Origin of the sequence: Luteimonas soli (assembly GCF_042648865.1) — a bacterium.
Lineage (GTDB): Bacteria > Pseudomonadota > Gammaproteobacteria > Xanthomonadales > Xanthomonadaceae > Luteimonas > Luteimonas soli.
In genome coordinates this window covers 413,229-431,389 of sequence record NZ_JBHRYA010000003.1, presented here as the reverse complement: position 1 = coordinate 431,389, position 18,161 = coordinate 413,229, and the positions used below count along the sequence as shown (strand labels likewise).

11 protein-coding genes are annotated in these 18,161 nt (G+C 68.2%); 5 read left to right on the top strand and 6 right to left on the bottom strand.

Annotated elements, in window-relative coordinates:
* Positions 1–38: 38 nt before the first annotated feature.
* The 3 genes from ACFONC_RS05215 to ACFONC_RS05205 are packed head-to-tail and all read right to left on the bottom strand — an operon-like array spanning position 39 to position 895.
* Complete coding sequence (locus tag ACFONC_RS05215) at positions 39–284, bottom strand: GDCCVxC domain-containing (seleno)protein (RefSeq protein WP_386742656.1); 246 nt, start codon at positions 282–284, stop codon at positions 39–41.
* On the bottom strand, positions 244–528 hold the full coding sequence (locus ACFONC_RS05210) for a heavy-metal-associated domain-containing protein (RefSeq protein WP_386742655.1): 285 nt from the start codon (positions 526–528) through the stop codon (positions 244–246). The genes ACFONC_RS05215 and ACFONC_RS05210 overlap by 41 nt, the downstream gene beginning before the upstream one ends.
* A gap of 10 nt (positions 529–538) precedes the next feature.
* Positions 539–895 (bottom strand): mercuric transporter MerT family protein, encoded by a 357-nt coding sequence (locus ACFONC_RS05205; RefSeq protein WP_386742654.1) that lies wholly within the window; start codon positions 893–895, stop codon positions 539–541.
* A 41-nt stretch (positions 896–936) separates the two neighbouring features.
* Here ACFONC_RS05205 and ACFONC_RS05200 point away from each other — a divergent pair, with 41 nt between their 5' ends.
* The 5 genes from ACFONC_RS05200 (at position 937) to ACFONC_RS05180 (ending at position 7,956) form a co-directional block, all read left to right on the top strand.
* The gene (locus ACFONC_RS05200) at positions 937–1,353 is read left to right on the top strand and encodes a MerR family transcriptional regulator (RefSeq protein WP_386742653.1); all 417 of its coding nucleotides are present in this window, start codon (positions 937–939) and stop codon (positions 1,351–1,353) included.
* Positions 1,354–1,643: 290 nt separating this feature from the next.
* Entirely contained in the window at positions 1,644–2,024 is a 381-nt protein-coding gene (locus ACFONC_RS05195; protein ID WP_386742652.1) for a hypothetical protein, read from the top strand.
* A gap of 69 nt (positions 2,025–2,093) precedes the next feature.
* Positions 2,094–3,386, top strand: coding sequence for a TolC family protein (locus tag ACFONC_RS05190; RefSeq protein ID WP_386742651.1), 1,293 nt, complete (start codon positions 2,094–2,096; stop codon positions 3,384–3,386).
* Between the two features lie 47 nt (positions 3,387–3,433).
* Positions 3,434–4,807 carry an efflux RND transporter periplasmic adaptor subunit gene (locus ACFONC_RS05185; protein WP_386742650.1) on the top strand — a complete coding sequence of 458 codons (1,374 nt, stop codon included), beginning with the start codon at positions 3,434–3,436 and terminating at the stop codon, positions 4,805–4,807.
* Positions 4,804–7,956, top strand: a complete 3,153-nt coding sequence (locus ACFONC_RS05180) for an efflux RND transporter permease subunit (protein WP_386742649.1) — start codon at positions 4,804–4,806, stop codon at positions 7,954–7,956. Before ACFONC_RS05185 ends, ACFONC_RS05180 begins: the two co-directional genes overlap by 4 nt.
* 228 nt (positions 7,957–8,184) lie before the next feature.
* On the opposite strand, the gene ACFONC_RS05175 is transcribed toward ACFONC_RS05180, so the two are convergent.
* The 3 genes from ACFONC_RS05175 to ACFONC_RS05165 form a co-directional block, all read right to left on the bottom strand.
* Positions 8,185–8,424, bottom strand: a complete 240-nt coding sequence (locus ACFONC_RS05175; protein WP_386742648.1) for a twin-arginine translocation signal domain-containing protein — start codon at positions 8,422–8,424, stop codon at positions 8,185–8,187.
* Positions 8,425–8,722: 298 nt separating this feature from the next.
* On the bottom strand, positions 8,723–9,154 hold the full coding sequence (locus tag ACFONC_RS05170) for a hypothetical protein (RefSeq protein WP_386742647.1): 432 nt from the start codon (positions 9,152–9,154) through the stop codon (positions 8,723–8,725).
* Positions 9,155–9,463: 309 nt separating this feature from the next.
* The gene (locus ACFONC_RS05165; protein WP_449284280.1) at positions 9,464–18,007 is read right to left on the bottom strand and encodes a GH36-type glycosyl hydrolase domain-containing protein; all 8,544 of its coding nucleotides are present in this window, start codon (positions 18,005–18,007) and stop codon (positions 9,464–9,466) included.
* Positions 18,008–18,161: the final 154 nt, after the last annotated feature.

Below are 18,161 nucleotides of genomic sequence, written 5' to 3'. Positions count from 1 at the left end.
TATCTCTGCAGTGCGCCTCCAACGGGCTTTTGAGGCGATTATCCGCAGCAGGGCTTCTGCTGCTGGATCGGCGGGCACGGCACGGTGCCGTACGAACAGAACACACAGCAGTCCCCCTCTTTCGGGTGCAGTACGGCTCCGCAGCCGGGGCATTCGTAGAAGAACTGGCAGGCCGTCGTAGGCATCGCCTCCGTCGCCTGGTGGCTGCACTCCGGACAGGTCAGGGTGCTTTGCAACTGCAGGTCAGTCACCGTTCGTTCTCGCCTTGGCCGCGAAGCCGGCATTGGTGACGGCATCTGCTATGGCCGGAATGCTCGTGCGTTCCGAATCGAACGTTACCGTCACGGTGCCGGCCTCGGTGTCGACCTGCGTATCGGTCACACCTGACACCTTCTCAAGTGCCTTCTCGATCGTGATGCTGCACGCCGGACAGGTCATGTTCTCGGCGTCGAGCACAACCTGCTCAGGCGCGGCCACAACGACGCCGGCCCACATGATGCCCAACACGGCCAATACCCACTTGCTCATCGAGCGTCTCCTAAAGAAACCAGACCACGTAGTAGGGAAACAGCAACAACAAGCCGCTCATCACCGCGGCCAGCCACAGCCAGCGCCGCCGGCGTTTCAGGGTGTGCGGGTTGGTGCACTCGCCATCGGCGCGACATCTGGAGGAAGGCCCGTACAGGCTCCAGAAGGCCAGCCCGAGCAGCAGCAGGGTGGCTGCAGTGAACCAAGGCCGCCATGGGTCCAGCGCGGTCAGGTTGCCGATCCAGGCACCACTGATTCCCAGGAGAACCAGCGCCAGCGGCACGACACAGCAGACCGACGCGCCAATGGCGGCAATGCTGGCACCCACGATGGCGGCAACAGGCGATTTGGCTGAGGGCGTTTCCACGGGCGCATACTAGCCTCCGTACCCGAGTACGGAGTCAAGCGATGGGCCCCTCTACGTTCACCATCAGCCGACTGGCGGCCTCCGCCGGCGTGCACATCGAGACGGTGCGCTACTACCAGCGTCGTGGACTGCTGTACGAGCCCGACCGTCCCGCCCGCGGCGTGCGCCGCTATGGCCCAACCGATGTCGCGCGGCTTCAGTTCATTCGGCGTGCCCAGGCGATGGGCTTCGCCCTGGATGAGATCGCGGATCTACTGAAACTCACAGGTGAACGCTCCTGCGAACAGACCCGAAAACTGACCGAGCGCAAGCTTGCCGATGTCCGGCTGCGACTCGACGAGCTCCGGCAGCTGGAGCGTGACCTGGAGCGGCTGGTGACGGAATGTAGCCGGGTACCTGCAGGAGAGTATTGCCCTACGCTTGACCTGCTGATGCATGCTCCAGCGGCTCATCTATAAGATCGCTAGGGGCCAGGCGGCTCAACGCGCAGTTTTTTCCGGCACGAGACGGCGTGCCCACAGCTTCACCTGCGCTTTACGCCTTCAATGCCGCCGGCACTGCGTCGCCCGAGCTGCCTCATCTGATCCGACCCGATCGGCTAAGTGTCGGGAGATTGAGCAGATGGACGCCATTCTGGAGCGGTAACCGCATCGAGAGGGTCCGGCCCGGCTTGATCAGGATCAAGCATTCGCGTGCTGCCAGGGCGTCCACCATGCGAAGGATCGTTTCCCGGCGTAGCATACTGACCATGCATTCTCGCAGTCGCCACCGCCGATGGATCGCCCTCGCGGTCATCCTGTGCCTGCTGTTCCAGCAGGTGGCAATGGCGGCTTACACGTGCACCCTGCCGAGCATGCCGCCCGATCCGGCCGAGATGACCGACGAGTGCAGCCAGATGGGCATGAAGATGGTGCAGGAAGCGCCAGCGCTCTGTGCCGAGCACTGCTCGCCCGACCGCGCGGTTGCACCCGATTCGGGTTTCGCGCATGTGCCGCCATTGGCATTGCCGCCGATCAAGTTCGAACCCCGTCTCGCACTGGCACCGACGCACCATGCGTTGGCAGGGCAAGTGCCGGTGGATCGCTCGGATCCTCCACCACGACTGCGCTATTGCAGCCTGCTGATCTAGACCTCAGACGCCGTTGATCCTGCGCCGGCGCGCCGCGCCGTGCGTGTTGACGTGTGTTCTGGAGGTCTCATGTTTTCCTTCTTGTCGAACGCCTGCCCGGCGCGGCTGCCAGCCCGTGCCGCAAGCCTCTGCCTGCTGCTGTCGCTGCTTGCTTGGTCCACTTCCGGCCTTGCCGCGCCCGCTGCGTTGTCCCTTGAAGAAGCCGTGCGAATGGCAGTCGAGCGTGCACCCATGCTCGATGCCCGTCGCGCCCAGGTCGACGCCGCCCGACAGGAGTTCCAGCGCGCTGGCGCCTTGCCCGATCCGATGCTGATGGTCGGCATCGACAACCTGCCGGTGACCGGTCCCGATGCGTTCGATCCATCGGCCGACTTCATGACCATGAAGCGGATCGGCATCCGCCAGGAGGTCCCAGCCGGCGCAAAGCGCGAAGCGCGTCGGGATCTCGCGGCCCGGACCGTCGACGAGCGCCAGGCACGGGCGCGTGCGGAGCGCCTCGAAATCCGTCGCAGCACCGCTGAAGCATGGATCGCGCTCTGGACCGCCGAGCGCAAGCTCGATGAGGTCACGGCGCTGCGCGAACAGGCCGAGTTGGCCAGCGACCTTGCCCGTGCACGCGTTGCGGGTGGCAGCGAACTTGCCGTCGACGCGTTGGCGGCCAAGGCAGCAGTTCTGGAGCTGGTCAACCGGATCGAGGCGGCTCGGGCCGAGGTCGAGGCGGCGCAGATCGGGCTGGCCCGGTGGATCGGCGCCCCCGCGTTGCACGTCACCGCCGACATGCCGGACTTCAGCGAGCTGCCGGTGCAAAAGACGCGCCTGCTGAGTGCAGTCGACAAGGTAGGGCCGCTGTTGGCGGCGGAAGCACAGGTCGAGACCGCGGCGGCGGCAATTGATCTGGCGCAGGCGGAAAAGCGCCCGGATTGGAGTGTCGCCGCCTCTTACGGCCAGCGCAGTGACGGCCGGGACGACATGTTCATGCTGGAGTTCGGCGTCGAATTGCCGCTGTTTACTGCCAACCGTCAGGACCGCGGCATCGCCGCGCGACGGGCCGAGTACGACGCGGCGCTGGCCGTCCGCGAGGACGCGCGTCGGGAGCAGGCGGCCCGGATCCGCGTCGACCTGGCCCAATGGGAAGCGCTCAAACGGCAGGTGGCACGCGACCGTTACGCGCTGCTGCCGCTGGCCGGCGATCGTAGCGCTACCGCGCTGGCCGCCTATCGGGCCGGAGCGCCGATCCGTCCCTGGCTGGACGCCCGAAGTGACGAACTGAAGCTGGTGATCGAACACACGCAACGCCTGGAGGCGCTCGGGCGCTCCTGGGCCGCACTGGCCTACCTGCTGGCCGAGGAGCCGCAGCCATGAATCACAGGCAAGCCTTTCTTCTGGCCGGCGCTGCGCTGGTCGTGCTGATGGCCGGCGTCGGCCTGGGGTGGTGGTGGGCAGGCGATGCGTCCGCACCTGCGGCCGCGGACTCCGCCGGGGCTCCCGACGGGGGCGAGCGCGAAATCCTGTACTGGTACGACCCGATGGTGCCCGACCAGCACTTCGATAAGCCCGGCAAGTCGCCCTTCATGGACATGCAACTCGTGCCCAAGTACGTCGACGAGGCAAGCGGCGCCGGCATTTCGATCGCTCCCGGCGTGCGCCAGAACCTAGGCGTCCGCACGGTGCAGGTCGAGCGTGGCCGTTTGCCCGGGTCGATCAGCGTGCCCGGCACGATCGGCTGGGATCTGCGCCTTGAGGAGGTCGTGAGTGCGCGGGTCGACGCAATCATCGATCGCGTTTTCGTCAAGGCGCCATACCAGCGCGTGCAGGCAGGCCAGCCGCTCGCCAGCATCCTCGCGCCGGCCTGGAGTACGGCCTTGGCCGAGGCACAGGCGCTGCGCAATTCCGACTCGGCTGCCGCGCAAACGCTGCAATCAGCGGCACAGGAGCGCCTGCGCGTGCTTGGCGTGCCTGCAGGCGCGAGTACCGGCAATGGCCGCATCGCGCTGAGCGCACCGGTCGACGGGGTGGTTACCGAGATCGCCACGCGTGAGGGGGCCACCGCATCGGCCGGAACGCTGTTGTTCCGCATCAACGGCACCGGCACGGTGTGGCTGGAGGCGGCGATTCCTCAAGCCGGTGTCGGCGAAATCGTGCCCGGCACGCCGGTGGAGGCGACCGTCAGCACCTTGCCAGGTCAGGTGTTCGAGGGCCACGTGGAAACCTTGCTGCCACAGATCGAGGCCGGCAGCCGCACGCAGCAGGCGCGGATCGTGCTCGAAAACCCTAGTGGCCTGCTGACGCCGGGAATGTTTGCCCAGGTCACCCTCGATCCGACGGGGGGTGAAGCGCACCCGCTGGTGCCCGCGGATGCCGTGATCGGCGGTGGCGACCAGACGCGGGTGATCATGATGACGCCCGAAGGCCGGTTCCAACCCGTTGCAGTCCAAACCGGGCGCAGCGGCGGTGGCTTCACCGAAATTCTGTCCGGACTGGACGGTGGCGAGCGGGTGGTGGCGTCGGGCCAGTTCCTGATCGATTCGGAAGCGAGCCTGTCGGGCGCGCTGGATCGGCTCAATGCCGGCGGACCCGAGCGCGATGCGCCGCCGATGCAAGGCATGGAAACCAGCACCCCCCGTCCGGACGCGAAAGGCGAACGCGAAGTCCTGTACTGGTACGACCCGATGCGGCCGGAAGTGCACTTCGACAAGCCGGGCAAGTCGCCGTTCATGGACATGCAACTAGTGCCGAAATACGCCGGCGAGGCGACGGCCGAAGACGTGGAGCCGGCGCCATGATCGCCGCCATCATTCGTGCCTCCATCGCCAACCGCGGACTGGTGCTGTTGGCTGCGCTGGCGCTGGCGGTCTGGGGCGTGCTGTCGGTGTTCCGCACACCGCTGGACGCACTGCCGGACCTGTCCGATACCCAGGTCATCATCCGCACCGAATGGCCTGGCCAGCCGCCGCGTATCGTCGAGGACCAGGTCACCTATCCGCTGAGCACGACCATGCTCGCGGTGCCGGGCGTGAAGGCCGTGCGCGGCTACTCATTCTTCGGCGACTCGTTCGTCTACGTGCTGTTCGACGACAACACCGACCTGTACTGGGCCCGCTCGCGGGTGCTGGAGTACCTGAGTCAGGCACGCGACCAGTTGCCCCAAGAGATATCGCCCACGCTGGGGCCCGATGCCACCGGGCTGGGATGGGTCTACCAATATGCGCTGGTTGACCGCAGCGGCCGGCACCACCTTGGCGAACTGCGGGCGCTGCAGGACTGGTTTCTGCGTTACGAACTCAAGACCATCCCCGACGTGGCCGAGGTCGCTACCGTCGGCGGCATGGTGCAGGCGTGGCAGGTCGTGCCCAATCCGCAAGCGCTTGCGGTGCGCGGCGTCACGGTCGAGCAACTGATTGAGGCAATCCGCGCTGCCAACGGTGCCACCGGCGGCTCGGTGATCGAGCAGGCCGGGGCCGACGTGATGGTGCGTAGCACCGGATACCTGCAGACCCGCGAGGATTTCGAAAGCGTACCGGTGACCACCGGCGGCGTGCCGGTGCTGCTCGGCGAGGTGGCGCGTGTGCGGCGCGGGCCGACCCTGCGTCGCGGTATCGCCGAACTGGACGGAGAAGGGGAGGCCGTCGGTGGCATCGTCGTGTTGCGCTCGGGCAAGAATGCGCTGGCGGCGATCGAGGCGGTCGAGGCCAAACTTGAGAAGTTGCAGGACAGCCTGCCACCTGGCGTCGAGGTCGTGACCGTGTACGACCGCTCCGATCTGATCCTCGATGCGGTGCACAACCTCACCGAAAAGCTGGTCGAGGAGTTCATCGTCGTGGCGCTGGTCTGCGCCTTGTTCCTGTGGCACCTGCGCTCGGCACTGGTGGCGGTGATCAGCCTTCCGCTCGGCGTGCTCGCCGCGTTCATCGTGATGCGCTACCAGGGTGTCAGTGCGAACCTGCTGTCACTGGGTGGCATCGCGATCGCGATCGGCGCAATGGTCGATGCCGCGGTGGTCATGATCGAGAACGCGCACAAGCATCTGGAGGACTACCGCGACCGCCATGGAGCCGATGTGCAGGGGCGTGCGCGCTGGGAGCTGATGGCGCAATCGGCGATCGAAGTCGGCCCGGCACTGTTCGTCAGCCTGCTGGTGATCACCCTGTCGTTCGTGCCGGTGTTTGCGTTGGAGGCGCAGGAGGGCCGGCTGTTCGCGCCGCTGGCGTTCACCAAGACCTACACGATGGCCGCGGCCGCGGGGTTGGCGATCACATTGGTTCCGGTCCTGATGGGCTATCTGATCCGCGGGCGCATTCGGTCGGAGAAGAGTAATCCAATCAACCGTGGGTTGATCCGGGCCTACCGCCCGGCGTTGGAGGCTGTGTTGCGATACCCGCGCCTGACCTTTGCGATGGCAGGCGCAGCGCTGCTGCTGACGCTGGTTCCGCTGTCGCGCCTGGGCAGCGAATTCATGCCGCCACTCAACGAAGGCACCTTGTTGTACATGCCGACCGCGTTGCCTGGACTGTCGGCCGGCGAGGCCGCGCAGCTGCTGCAGCAGACCGACCGCATGCTCAAGACCGTGCCCGAGGTTGCGCACGTGTTCGGCAAGGCCGGGCGGGCCGACACCGCAACGGACCCGGCGCCGCTGGAGATGTTCGAGACCACGATTACCTTCAAGCCGAAGCGCGAGTGGCGGCCCGGCATGACCATGGAGAAGCTGGAGCAAGAGCTGGACGCGGCCGTGCAGGTGCCGGGCCTGACCAACCTGTTCGTGCCGCCGATCCGCAACCGCATCGACATGCTCGCCACCGGCATCAAGAGCCCGATCGGCATCAAGATTTCCGGGCCGGACATCGACGTGCTGGCGCGGCTTGGCGCCCGGATCGAGAGAGTCACCGCCGATGTGCTCGGCGTGAGTTCGGCGGTCGCCGATCGTGCCGCCGGCGGCCGCTACCTTGATGTCGAGGTCAAGCCTGCGATTGCCGCACGCTACGGGCTGACCCAAGCGGATGTGCAGCGGTTGATCGTCACCGTGGTCGGCGGCCAGCCGGTCGCACAGACCATCGAGGGCCGCGAGCGGTATCCGGTGGTAGTGCGCTATCCGCGATCGCAGCGCGACTCGATCGCCAAACTCGCGCAGCTGCCGTTGATCGCACCCAATGGGGTGCAGCTGACGCTAGGGCAGGTTGCCGACCTTTCGTACACCACCGGTCCGCCCATGCTCAAAAGCGACAACGGCCAGCTGACCAGCTACGTCTACGTCGACGTGGCTGGACGCGACCTGGGCTCGGTGGTCGAGGACCTGCAACGAACGGTTGCCGAGCAGGTGCAACTGCCGGCGGGCTACTCGTTGGCCTGGTCCGGCCAATACGAGTACCTGCAGCGCGCCACCGAGCGTCTGCGCGTCGTTGTGCCAGCGACCCTCCTGATCGTTTTCCTCCTGATCTACCTCGTATTCCGGCGTTTCGCCGAAGCCACGATCATCATGCTGAGCCTGCCGTTCGCGCTGATCGGCGGCCTGTGGCTGGTCTGGCTGCTGGGCCATGTCGTCTCGGTGGCGACGCTGATCGGCTTCATCGCGCTCGCCGGCGTCGCGGCCGAGTTCGGAATCATCATGCTGCTGTACCTGCGCCAGGCTTGGGAGCGCCAGTTGGTTGCCAACCCGAATGCCGGCGAAGTCGAACTCGACACCGCCATCCGCGAAGGTGCGGTACAGCGCGTGCGACCGAAGGCCATGACCGTGGCCGTGATCCTCACCGGTCTGTTCCCGATCCTGATTGGCGGCGGCGCCGGTTCAGAGGTCATGCAACGCATTGCCGCGCCGATGGTCGGCGGCATGTTGACTGCGCCGTTGCTGTCGATGCTGGTGATTCCTGCAGCCTACCGCTGGCTGCGTCGACGCGAACTCACTCGCACCCGATCCATCAACACCAGGAGGATTCCTTGAAAAACATGACCTTGCTCCTCATCGACGGATAAGCAGGCCGGCTTTACACGAATCCCTGCCGACCCTCAGTAGCGATTTCGCGTCCGATGTCAGAGCGGCGCCATGGCTGCTCTGAGCGAGGCCGCGCGGCGCGATTGACGCCGAAGGATCGGGCAGGTATCGGCCGGCAGTGCTCGGTCCCGCGCGGCCCTGGCTTGCAGCGCCAGGGCGTACATCTCAGGGGTGTGCTCAAGCAGCCAAGCGCGGATGGATTCGATGGGCGGCGGCACCGCCGTCAGGATTGGCGTTGCGAGAAAGCGCAAGGGCGCCGATGGAGAGGTCGTAGTCGCTGCCCGTCTTTGTTGAATTTACATAATAGGCATTATGCGAAATTAAAGATGGAGCCTCACTCCGGGCTAGGCCCACCAGCCCCAACGCCGGCGCGGCCGCCAGCCCTGCCACGAATCGACGTCGGGAAATTCTGTCCATCCCGGAAGCCTAGCAACCCTGGAGCAAGGTCCATGCAAGAAAAACGCACCATTGTCTGCTGGCTGGTCGCGAACTGGTGTCCCCGGACGGCGACAGGGTCACGGCACGGCGTCTCGCCGGCATTCTCTGGGCCGAATGTTCGCGCCGACGGATGCTGAAGACCGTGCCGTTGCCGTCGTCGTCGGTGATCCTCCTGCCGGCGCGGGAATCGTTCACCGACATCTCCTGAAAGAGCGGCGATCCGGTCGTCAGTCACCAGCTATCCAGGCATCCCGGCCACGGGCGGCAAGGCGACCACCTACTTGCAGGCGTCATAGACGCGGTGGCTCCAGCGCGACAGTTCGTCCATGGTGATCTTGATCCCGCGACGGCGCTGGAAGTCGTCACGCGCCTTCTTTGCACTCCTGCACGGATCCTTGCGACTGCGGGTGCGCTTGCTTCGCGACTTGCCACTGCCGCGGCTGGCGTAGGCGCGATTCGACCGGCTGCGCTTCGATCCCTGCGCAGTCCGCGACTGGCTCGACGGTGATTCCGCGGCAGCGCGTCGCCGTGCCTGCGGCGGGTCCGCAACGGGTTCGAGGACCGCGACCAGGGTTTCGCCGGACAAGCAGCCCTTGCTGCGGTAGGCGGTGGCCCCGCCCTCGCCGCGGCACTTCTGGAAGTCTTCGGCGTGCAGCGGGAATGCGCACGCAAGCGCGAACAGCAGCGTGATCCATCTCATCGTCGACATCTCCTTGTCGTCTGCGGACGGGACAAGGATGGCGAGCGCTGGCGGGCGATGGAATCGGTCGGGGCCTTCGCGTCATGTCACGGAAGCACTTGCGATCGGGTAAGGATTTCCTCACGGGGTGGCCACGGTTCGCAGCGATCCGGAAGACACCCCTCCCCAGCCCGCCCGGCCCGCCAGCGCAGCTGGGGGGCGTTCGTCGACGCGCGAGCCAGTGGCTCGCAAACGCGCCTCCTCACCCCCTGCCTCCGCAGGGGAGGGAGTCAAGGGCTCGCGGCTTCCGCCGCTCTTGCAAAATGATGGTGCGCGGGATCAACCAGCCTGTGGCAACCACAGTTCCACGGCGTGCTGCGCACGGTCATCAAGCAGCGGCACCGCCAGCCCCGGTTGTTCGACGCCATCGACCAGCAGCCGCGGCGGCGTGCCCTGCCCGGCCTCCTGGCGCACGTGGATGCTGTACACGGTGTCGCGGAAGCGGTAGCGCACACGGTATTCGGGCCAGTCGCCGGGAATGCACGGCGACAGCTGCAGCGTGCCGCCTTCCAGGCGCAGCCCGAGCAGCGATTCGAGGACCAGGCGGTACATCCAGCCGGCCGAGCCGGTGTACCAGGTCCAGCCGCCGCGGCCGACGTGCGGTTGCACGGCATAGACGTCGGCGGCGACCACGTACGGTTCGACCTTGTAGGTCGCGATGCGCTCGGCGGTGTCGCCGTGGTGGATCGGGTTGATCATGCGGAACAGTTCCCACGCGCGCGCGTGGTCGCCGAGTTCGGCGAAGGCCATCGTCGCCCACACCGCGGCGTGCGTGTACTGGCCACCGTTCTCGCGCACGCCGGGCACGTAGCCGCGGATGTAGCCGGGGTCCTGCGCGGTCCTGTCGAATGGCGGGTCGAGCAGTTGGATGAGGCCGGCGTCACGCCGCACCAGGTGCTTGTCGAGCGCATCCATCGCCTGCCTGGCGCGCAGCGGGTCGGCGGCTCCCGACAGCACCGACCAGCTCTGGGAGATCGAATCGATGTTGCATTCGTCGCTCGCCGTCGAACCCAGCGGCGCGCCGTTGTCGAACCAGGCGCGCCGGTACCAGGCGCCGTCCCAGGCTTCGCCTTCCAGCGATTCGCGCAGCCGCGCGGCGCGTTCCACGCAGCGTTCGGCGAACAGCAGGTCGCCCCGTTCGCGCGCCAGTACGTTGAAGCGATTGAGCACGTCGTACAGGAAGAAGCCCAGCCACACGCTCTCGCCGCGGCCGCCCTCCCCCACCCGGTTCATGCCGTCGTTCCAGTCGCCGGTGCCGATCAGCGGCAGGCCGCGTTCGCCGAACCGGTCCAGCGCGCGCTGCAGCCCGCGCACGCAGTGCTGGTACAGCGTTTCGCGCAGGCCCGAACGCGACGGCAGGTCGTAGTACGACTCTTCGTCCGGATCGACCTGGCGGCCTTCGATGTAGGTCACGCGTTCGTTGAGCACCTCGCGGTCGCCGGTGGCCTCGACGTAGCGGCAGGTCGCCAGCGGCAACCACAGGTAGTCGTCCGAGCAGCGCGTGCGCACGCCGCGGTCCAGCGGCGGATGCCACCAGTGCTGCACGTCGCCGTCGGTGAACTGGTGCTCGGCGCACAGCAGCAGGTGCTCGCGCGCGAGCTTCGGTTCGGCATGCAGCATCGCCATCGTGTCCTGCAGCTGGTCGCGGAAGCCGAACGCGCCGCCGGACTGGTAGTAGCCGCTGCGCGCGAAGTAGCGGCAGCCGATGGTCTGGTACAGCAGCCAGCCGTTGGCGAGCAGGTCGACGGCCGGCTCCGGCGTTTCCACCTGCACCGCGCTGAGCGTGCGCAGCCAACCGGCGCGCACTTCGTCCAGCGCTTCGGCGGCCGTATCGCGGCCGCGCGTCTCGCGCAGCACGGCCAGCGCGTCGGCATGCGTGCGGCCGGCGCCGAGCCGGAACACCACCTCGCGCGACTGTCCCGGCGCGAGGTCCAGCGGTACCTGGATCGCGGCGCAGGGATCGAGCCCGGCGCCCAGCCGTCCGGACAACCGTTCGCGCGCCATGGCAGCCGGCGCGCGCAGGCTGCCGTTGCGGCCGATGAACTCGACGCGATCGCCACCGATGCTGCGGCGCGCCTCCTCGCCATGCCAGCCGGCCGCATCGACGTCCGCGTCGAAGAACGCAACCCGGCCGCCGAACTCGGCGTTGTAGGCATTGCGCGCCAGCACGGCGCCGTCGGGATGGTCGGGTTCGGACGAGGTGACCACGTGCATCTGCGTCCGTGCATGCAGGTCGCCGAGGATCCATTCGACGTAGCCGGTGGCGCTGAGCCTGCGCGTGGTGTCGCCGGTGTTGCGCACCCGCAGCACGCTGAACTTCACCGGCGCTTCGCGCGCCACATACACCCACAGCTCGCTGGCAATGCCGTCCTGTTCGTGCTCGTAGACGCTGTAGCCGAATCCGTGGCGCACGCGGTAGGCGCCGTCCCCGGCAGCTGGCAGCGGCGTCGGCGACCAGAACCGCCCGGTCTGCTCGTCGCGGATGTAGAACGCCTCGCCACCGGGATCGCTGACCGGGTCGTCGTGCCAGGGCGTGAGGCGGAACTCGTGCGCGTTCTCCGCCCACGTGTAGCCGGTGTTCGATTCGCTGGCCACGCAGCCGAACCGCGGATTGGCGAGTACGTTCGACCACGGTGCCGGTGTCGCCTGGCCCGTCCCAAGGTCGATCACGTACTCGCGACCGTCGGCGGAGAACGCGCCGAAGCCGTTGCCCTCGCGCAGTGGCGTGGCGGGTGGATCGAACGGCCATGGATCAGCGACCGCGTCGTGGTGGCCAGCTTCTTCGTGTTCCACGTGCGCCATCAGTTCGTACTGCGTCGGCTGCGGCTGCAGCGGCGGCATCACCGGCTCCGGCGGCGGCCGGCGCGCAACCTGCTCGGCCAGCGTGCCGTCTGCGTCGCTGACGATCACGCGCGCCACCGACTGCAGCAGGATGCGGTCCTCCTGCGGCAGCTGGTGCGCCGGGCGCACGAAGATGCCGCCCGGGCGGTCGATCACGTTGGCTTCCACGCCCGCCGAGATCAGGCCCATGATCTGGTCGTGCAACTGCTGGCGATAGCCGCCCTGCTCGTCGTTCCAGATCAACAGGTCGGTGGCCAGACCCTTCAGGCGCCAATAGGCGTAGGCCTGCACCATCTGCCGCACCAGCTCGATGTTCTGCGCATCGGCGATCTGCACCACCACGATCGGGTAGTCGCCCGAGATCGCCTGCCCCCACAGCCCCGACTGGCCGCGCCGGTTCTGCAGAAGCACGGCCTGTTCCGCGCGCAGCGCCGGGTGCGCGTGCAGCACCAGGCCGGCGAGGCGTTCGTACAGCTGCGCGTCCGTCTGCGAGGCGTTGATCTGCCGGCGCACCACCTGGCTATGGGTCCAGGCCAGGTCGAACACGCGGTCGGCCAGGCGCCGGTCGCGGTATTTGTCGATCAGCGTGGTGCATTCGTCGCGCGCCGCGCCGATGCCGCTGACCATGTCGATGGTGGCCGTCTGGTCTGGCGCCAGGGTGATGCGGCTGCGGATCGCCACGATCGGGTCCAGCACCGAACCCTGGCTGCCGGACAGCGCTTCGCGTTCGACCATCGCCCGCGGCGCGCGCGCGTCACGGCCGCGGCCGATGAAGCGCGAACGGTCGGTTTCGTAGGAAATCTGCTCGATGTCCGCCTCGTGCACGGCCACCAGGTGGAACATCCACGGCGGCACTTCGTCCTGCGAGCGTGCGCGCCGGGTGCACAGGATCGCCTGCCGTTCTGGCACCAGCTCGGTCTGCACGAACAGGTTGCTGAAGGCCGGGTGCAGCTCGTCGGAGATCGCCGGCGCCAGCACCACTTCGGCGTAGGTCGTGATCTCGATCGTGCGAGCGCTGCGCGACTGGTTGCTTACGTGCAGGCGGCGCAGCTCGATGTCGTCCTCGGGCGAGACCGCGATCTCCAGGTGGGTCTCGAAGCCATGCCGGCGGCCGCGGAACTCGGCCTTGGCATCGGAGAAGATCGCCTCGTAGCCCGAGACTTCCACGCCCGTTGGCTGGTACGACGCCGACCAGAACTCCCCGCTGTCGACGTCGCGCAGGTAGCACCAGTTGCCCCAGCGGTCGCAGGTGCCGTCCTCGCGCCAGCGGGTCATCGCCATGTCGTGCAGCCGGCTGTAGCCGCCGCCTGCGCTGGTGAGCATCGAATGGAAGCGGCCGTTCGAAAGCATCTGCACCGCCGGCCGCGGCGAGGATGCATTGCGGAAGATCCGCAGCCGCGTTTCCGTGGCGTCGGGCGCCAGCGCCACGCCGGCCACTTCGGCCGTGTGCGGATGGAAGGCGCCGGTGCGCGGGATGCGTTCCTGCAGCAGCAGCAGCGTGGCCTGGAACTCGGGGTCGGCCAGGAAGCGGCGCTGCATCGGCTGGCCGTGCAGCAAATAGTCCAGCGCCAGCAGGCCCATGCCCTGGTGGTGGGCCATGAACGAGCGCACCAGCGCGGACGACTGGCCGCGCGGCAGCCGGGCCGGCGTGTAGTCGATCGCCTCGTACATGCCGTAGCGCCCGGCGAAACCGGCCTGCGCCATCTGCCGCAGGTTCCGGCTGGCTTCCACCGGCGCGACCATCAGCGCCATCATGCTGGCGTACGGCGCGATCACCAGGTCCTGCGCCAGCCCGCGACGCAGGCCCAGGCCGGGCACGCCGAAGGCGCGGTACTGGTAGTTCATGCGCGCGTCGACGGTGTTGTAGCCGGACTCGGAAATCCCCCAAGGCACGTCGCGCTGGCGGCCGTACTCGATTTGCCGCGCCACCGTGGCCTTCGCAGTCTGGTCGAGCAGCGAGCCCTCGTAGCTGGGCATCACCAGCTGCGGCATCAGGTACTCGAACATCGAGCCGCTCCACGAGAGCAGCGCCGGGTCGCCGTCGACGTCGGTCAGCAGGCGCCCCAGCGCGAACCATGCGTCCTGCGGCAGCTGGCCCCAGGCAATGCCGATGAAGCTGCACAGTCGCGCCTCGGACGCCAGCAGGTCGTAGTAGCCCGGGTCTGCGCGATGCTCGTCGACGTTGTAGCCGATGGTGAGCAGGTGGCGGCCGCGGTCGTAGAGGAAGTCCAGCTCCATCTGCGCGCACTGGCCGGCGACGTGCGCCAGGCGTTCGAGCTCGGCGATGCGTGCGCGCGCCGCTGCCTGCACGCCTTCGCCGGACGCGATGTTCGCGAGTTCGCGCAGCGTCGGGATCCGCTCCGAAGAAAGCGACTGCGGAAGCCACGCCAGCGCCGCCGCGGCCGCGCGGCACTGTTCGAACAGCTTGCCGCCCCAGTACGCAGCTTCGTCCGCGGGTTCCTCGAGATCTTCGACGGGATCCGCGCCGGACGACGGCTGCGCCAGCGCGACCAGTTCGGCCAGCACCTCCAGCGCTTCGACACAACCCGGCGGCGGCGCGGCGGACAGCGCATCGAGCCTGGTGCGGAACGCCTCCGGCATCGCACCACCCGCTTCTTCCAGCAGCGCCAGCGTGTCACGCAGGCCTTGCCAGGTGGCGGGCGCGAGCACCGGTGCATCGGGCTGTGCGAGCAAGCCCTGGCGCAGCGTCAGCAGGTGTCCGGCGAGGTTGCCGCTGTCGACGGTCGACACGTACAACGGCGGCAATGGGCGCAGTGTCTCCGTGTCGTACCAGTTGTAGAAGTGGCCGCGATGCCGTGGCAGCGACTCCAGCGTCGCCAGGGTCCTGCCCACGCGTTCGACCAGGCCGTCGCCGTGCAGGTAGCCGAAGTCGTGCGCTGACAGGTTGGCCAGCAGCGCCAGCCCGATGTTGGTCGGCGAAGTTCGCCGCGCGACCAGCAGCGAAGGGTGTTCCTGGATGTTGTCCGGCGGCAGCCAGTGGTCGGCTTCGGTGACGAAATCCTCGAAGAACGCCCACGTGCGCCGCGACAGGCGACCGAGGAATCCCAGCTGCGAAGCCGACAGCGCACTGACCTTGCGTTCGCGCGGGCGACCGGTCCACCACGCCAGCCACGGCGACAGCAGCCACAGCGCCAGCAGCGGCGCAGCCACCGGCAATGACGCCGGATGCAGGTGCATCAGCGCGAACGCAGTGGCAAGCGCGAACGCCGGCCCGAACCACATCGTGCGCAGCGACGCCGCCAGCCCGCTGCCGAGGGTCTTCTCGACCTCGCTCGACGGACTCCACTGCAGCATTCGCCGCCGCGAGACCAGCATCCGCCACAGCGTCCGCACGATCGCGTCGAGGCTGTAGAACGCTTCATACGGCAGGAAGGCGGCGGCCAGCGCAATCCGTGCCAGGTCGCGGCCAGCGGCCTGGGCACGATGCAGCAGGTGCGCGCGCCAGGGCAGTTCGCGCGGCTTGTCGAGCAGCGCCGTCAGCGCCGCCAACAGCGGCGCCACCAGCAGCGTCGACAGCACCCAGAGCGTCCAGCCCAGCGCGTGCGGCGCCAGCAACCAGCCGAGCACGAACAGCGCGGTGGTCGCCGCCGGCACCAGGCTGCGACGCAGGTTGTCGAGCAGCTTGCCGCGCGACAGCCACGACAGCGGATTGCCCTCCCAGCGGCCGCCGCCGAGCGGCACCCAGGGCAGCAGCCACGGCAGCAGCTGCCAGTCGCCGCGGATCCAGCGGTGGCGGCGCTTCACGTCCAGCGCGTAGCGGCCCGGATAGTCCTCGTACAGCTGCACGTCGCTGACCAGTCCTGCGCGCGCGTAGCAGCCCTCGAGCAGGTCGTGGCTCAGGATCTGGTTGTCGGGGAAGCGGCCGTCGAGTGCCTGCTCGAACGCCGCGACCTCGTAGATCCCCTTGCCGACGAACGAGCCCTCGCCGAACAGGTCCTGGTACACGTCGGACACCGTGCGCGTATACGGATCGATGCCCGGTTCGCTGCCGTACAGACGCGCGTACCACGAGCGTGTCCCGCCGCCCATGCTCGCGCCGACCTGCGGCTGCAGGATGCCGTAGCCGCCGCTGACCACGCGCCGCTCCGGGTCCAGGCGCGCACGGTTGAGCGGGTGCGCCAGCGTGCCGACCAGTTCGCGTGCGGCGTCGCGCGGCAGCCGCGTGTCGGTATCCAGCGTGATCACGTAGCGCACGCCCTGCAGCGATCGCAGGTCGCCGACGATGGCGGAAAAGGCCGTCGCGTCGCGATCGTGCAGCAGATCGTTGAGCGCGGCGAGCTTGCCGCGCTTGCGCTCGTTGCCCATCCACCTGCGTTCGCGCGGGTTCCAGCTGCGCGGCCGGTGCAGCAGGAAGAACAGGTCCTGTTCGCCGGTGTGACGCGCGTTGAGGGCATCGATGCCGCGCCGCGCTTCGTCCAGCAAGGCTGCATCGCCGGGCAGCGTCTCGGCGTCGGCATCGAGGAAGTCGGTCAGCAGCGCGAAGCGCAGGTTGTCGTCCCGGTTGGCGAGGAAGCGCACCTCGAGCGCATCGACCAGCGAGCGCGCGCCAGCCACGTCGCCGATCATGGTGGGCACCACCACAAGCGTCCGCGCTTCGCCCGGGATGCCGGCGGAGAAATCCAGCCTGGGCAACGCACGCGGCAGAACCAGGATGGTGGCGAACCAGTTCACCAGCACCACGCCCAGTTCGCTGAACGCGATCACCGCGAGCACGCCGACCAGCCACAGCAGGCCGCGCTGGTCGAGGATCGCGCGCGCATCGCTCATCAGGCCGGTGGAGAACAGCGCCACCACTGCCGCGATCGGCAGGATGTAGGCCAGCAGCGGCGTGTGCCGCCAGCCGCTGCGCATCGATGCCAGCGGCCCGCGCCGCAGGCCCAGGTCGCGTTCCAGCTGCGGAACGCCGGCGTCGGCGAGGTAGTAGCCGACGTGCGCGCTGATGTCGTCTCCGCCTTCCTTTTCGGTCGCCTCGCGCGCAAGCCGTAGCGCACCGCGGGCGACGTCGCATTGGTCCAGCTTGCCGCGGCGGGCAAGGCGCTCGACCACGTGCCGGTAACGATCGCGGGTGGCGAAGTCCATCCGCCCGTAGGTGGCGGCAGGATCGTCGCGCAGCGTCTTCTCGACCACGCTCATGGTCTCGACGAACTCGCGCCAATCGGTCATTGCCAGCAGGCGCAGGCTGCCGATGCTGTTGCTGATCGAGACCTGGTCCGCGGCCTGCTGCCGGTTCTCGAGCTGCACCATCTGCGCGATGTCCTGCTCCTGGTCGGCCAGCCACTGTTCCAGCCAGGTCAGCGGCAGGCTCAGCGCCGCGCCCTGCCCCTGCAGGCGGCGCACGATCTCGGCCACGAACGCGCTGCTGTGCCGCGGCTGCGAGCGCGCCATGTCGGCGATCACCAGCACCACGTTCTTGGGGTCGGACTCGGCCATCTCCGTGAAGCGGTCGCCCCACAGGTCGGCAAGGTCCCGGTCGATGCGGCCGGCGATCACCTGCGCGCTGACCCGGCGCAGGTTCTCGATCAGCGCCAGCCGCAGCATGATCGGGATCGCCCAGAGTTCGCCAAGCGTCAGCGGTGTCACCGACTGGTAGGCGGCGATGAACCTGCCCAGGCTTTCGACGTCGACGCGCCCGTCCCCGTGCGAGATCGCGTTGAGCGCGATGTCGTACACGCGCGGCAGCTGGTCGGACGGGCCGCCCTCCAGGCGCGGAAGTTCGCGGCTGTAGCCCTTGGGCAGGTGGCGCCGCGCGATGCGCACCTGTTCCTCGATCAGGTAGAGGTTGTCGAGCAACCAGTCGCCCGCCGGCGTCAGCCGGCGCTGGGCGTGCGCGGCATCGCTGAGCAGCCGGCTGGCGCGCTCGATCACCGCTTCGTTCGCGCTCAGCCGCGCCAGCAGCAGGTCGGCGCTGCGATGCCCGCTCAGCCGGTGCGCCTGCGCGAGCACGCGGCCGTGGCGCTCCATCTGTTCGGCGCTGAACAGCTGCGCGCGCAGCGGAGCCTCCTGCGGGCTGGCCGCGGCGTCGGCGGGCGTCCTGCGGCCCGCGGTACGGCGTGCCAGCCACTGCCGGCCGGTCTGGCCGGGATGTTTGCGGACCTGTTTCACGTGCCGCGCATCC

Coding starts and splice junctions, on each gene's coding strand:
- ACFONC_RS05195 (WP_386742652.1), top strand. CDS start 1,644: ATGCATTCTCGCAGTCGCCACCGCCGATGGATCGCCCTCGCGGTCATC.
- ACFONC_RS05190 (WP_386742651.1), top strand. CDS start 2,094: ATGTTTTCCTTCTTGTCGAACGCCTGCCCGGCGCGGCTGCCAGCCCGT.
- ACFONC_RS05185 (WP_386742650.1), top strand. CDS start 3,434: ATGGCCGGCGTCGGCCTGGGGTGGTGGTGGGCAGGCGATGCGTCCGCA.
- ACFONC_RS05215 (WP_386742656.1), bottom strand. CDS start 284: ATGCCGGCTTCGCGGCCAAGGCGAGAACGAACGGTGACTGACCTGCAG.
- ACFONC_RS05180 (WP_386742649.1), top strand. CDS start 4,804: ATGATCGCCGCCATCATTCGTGCCTCCATCGCCAACCGCGGACTGGTG.
- ACFONC_RS05200 (WP_386742653.1), top strand. CDS start 937: ATGGGCCCCTCTACGTTCACCATCAGCCGACTGGCGGCCTCCGCCGGC.
- ACFONC_RS05175 (WP_386742648.1), bottom strand. CDS start 8,424: ATGGACAGAATTTCCCGACGTCGATTCGTGGCAGGGCTGGCGGCCGCG.
- ACFONC_RS05170 (WP_386742647.1), bottom strand. CDS start 9,154: ATGTCGACGATGAGATGGATCACGCTGCTGTTCGCGCTTGCGTGCGCA.
- ACFONC_RS05165 (WP_449284280.1), bottom strand. CDS start 18,007: ATGGAGCGCCACGGCCGCGTGCTCGCGCAGGCGCACCGGCTGAGCGGG.
- ACFONC_RS05210 (WP_386742655.1), bottom strand. CDS start 528: ATGAGCAAGTGGGTATTGGCCGTGTTGGGCATCATGTGGGCCGGCGTC.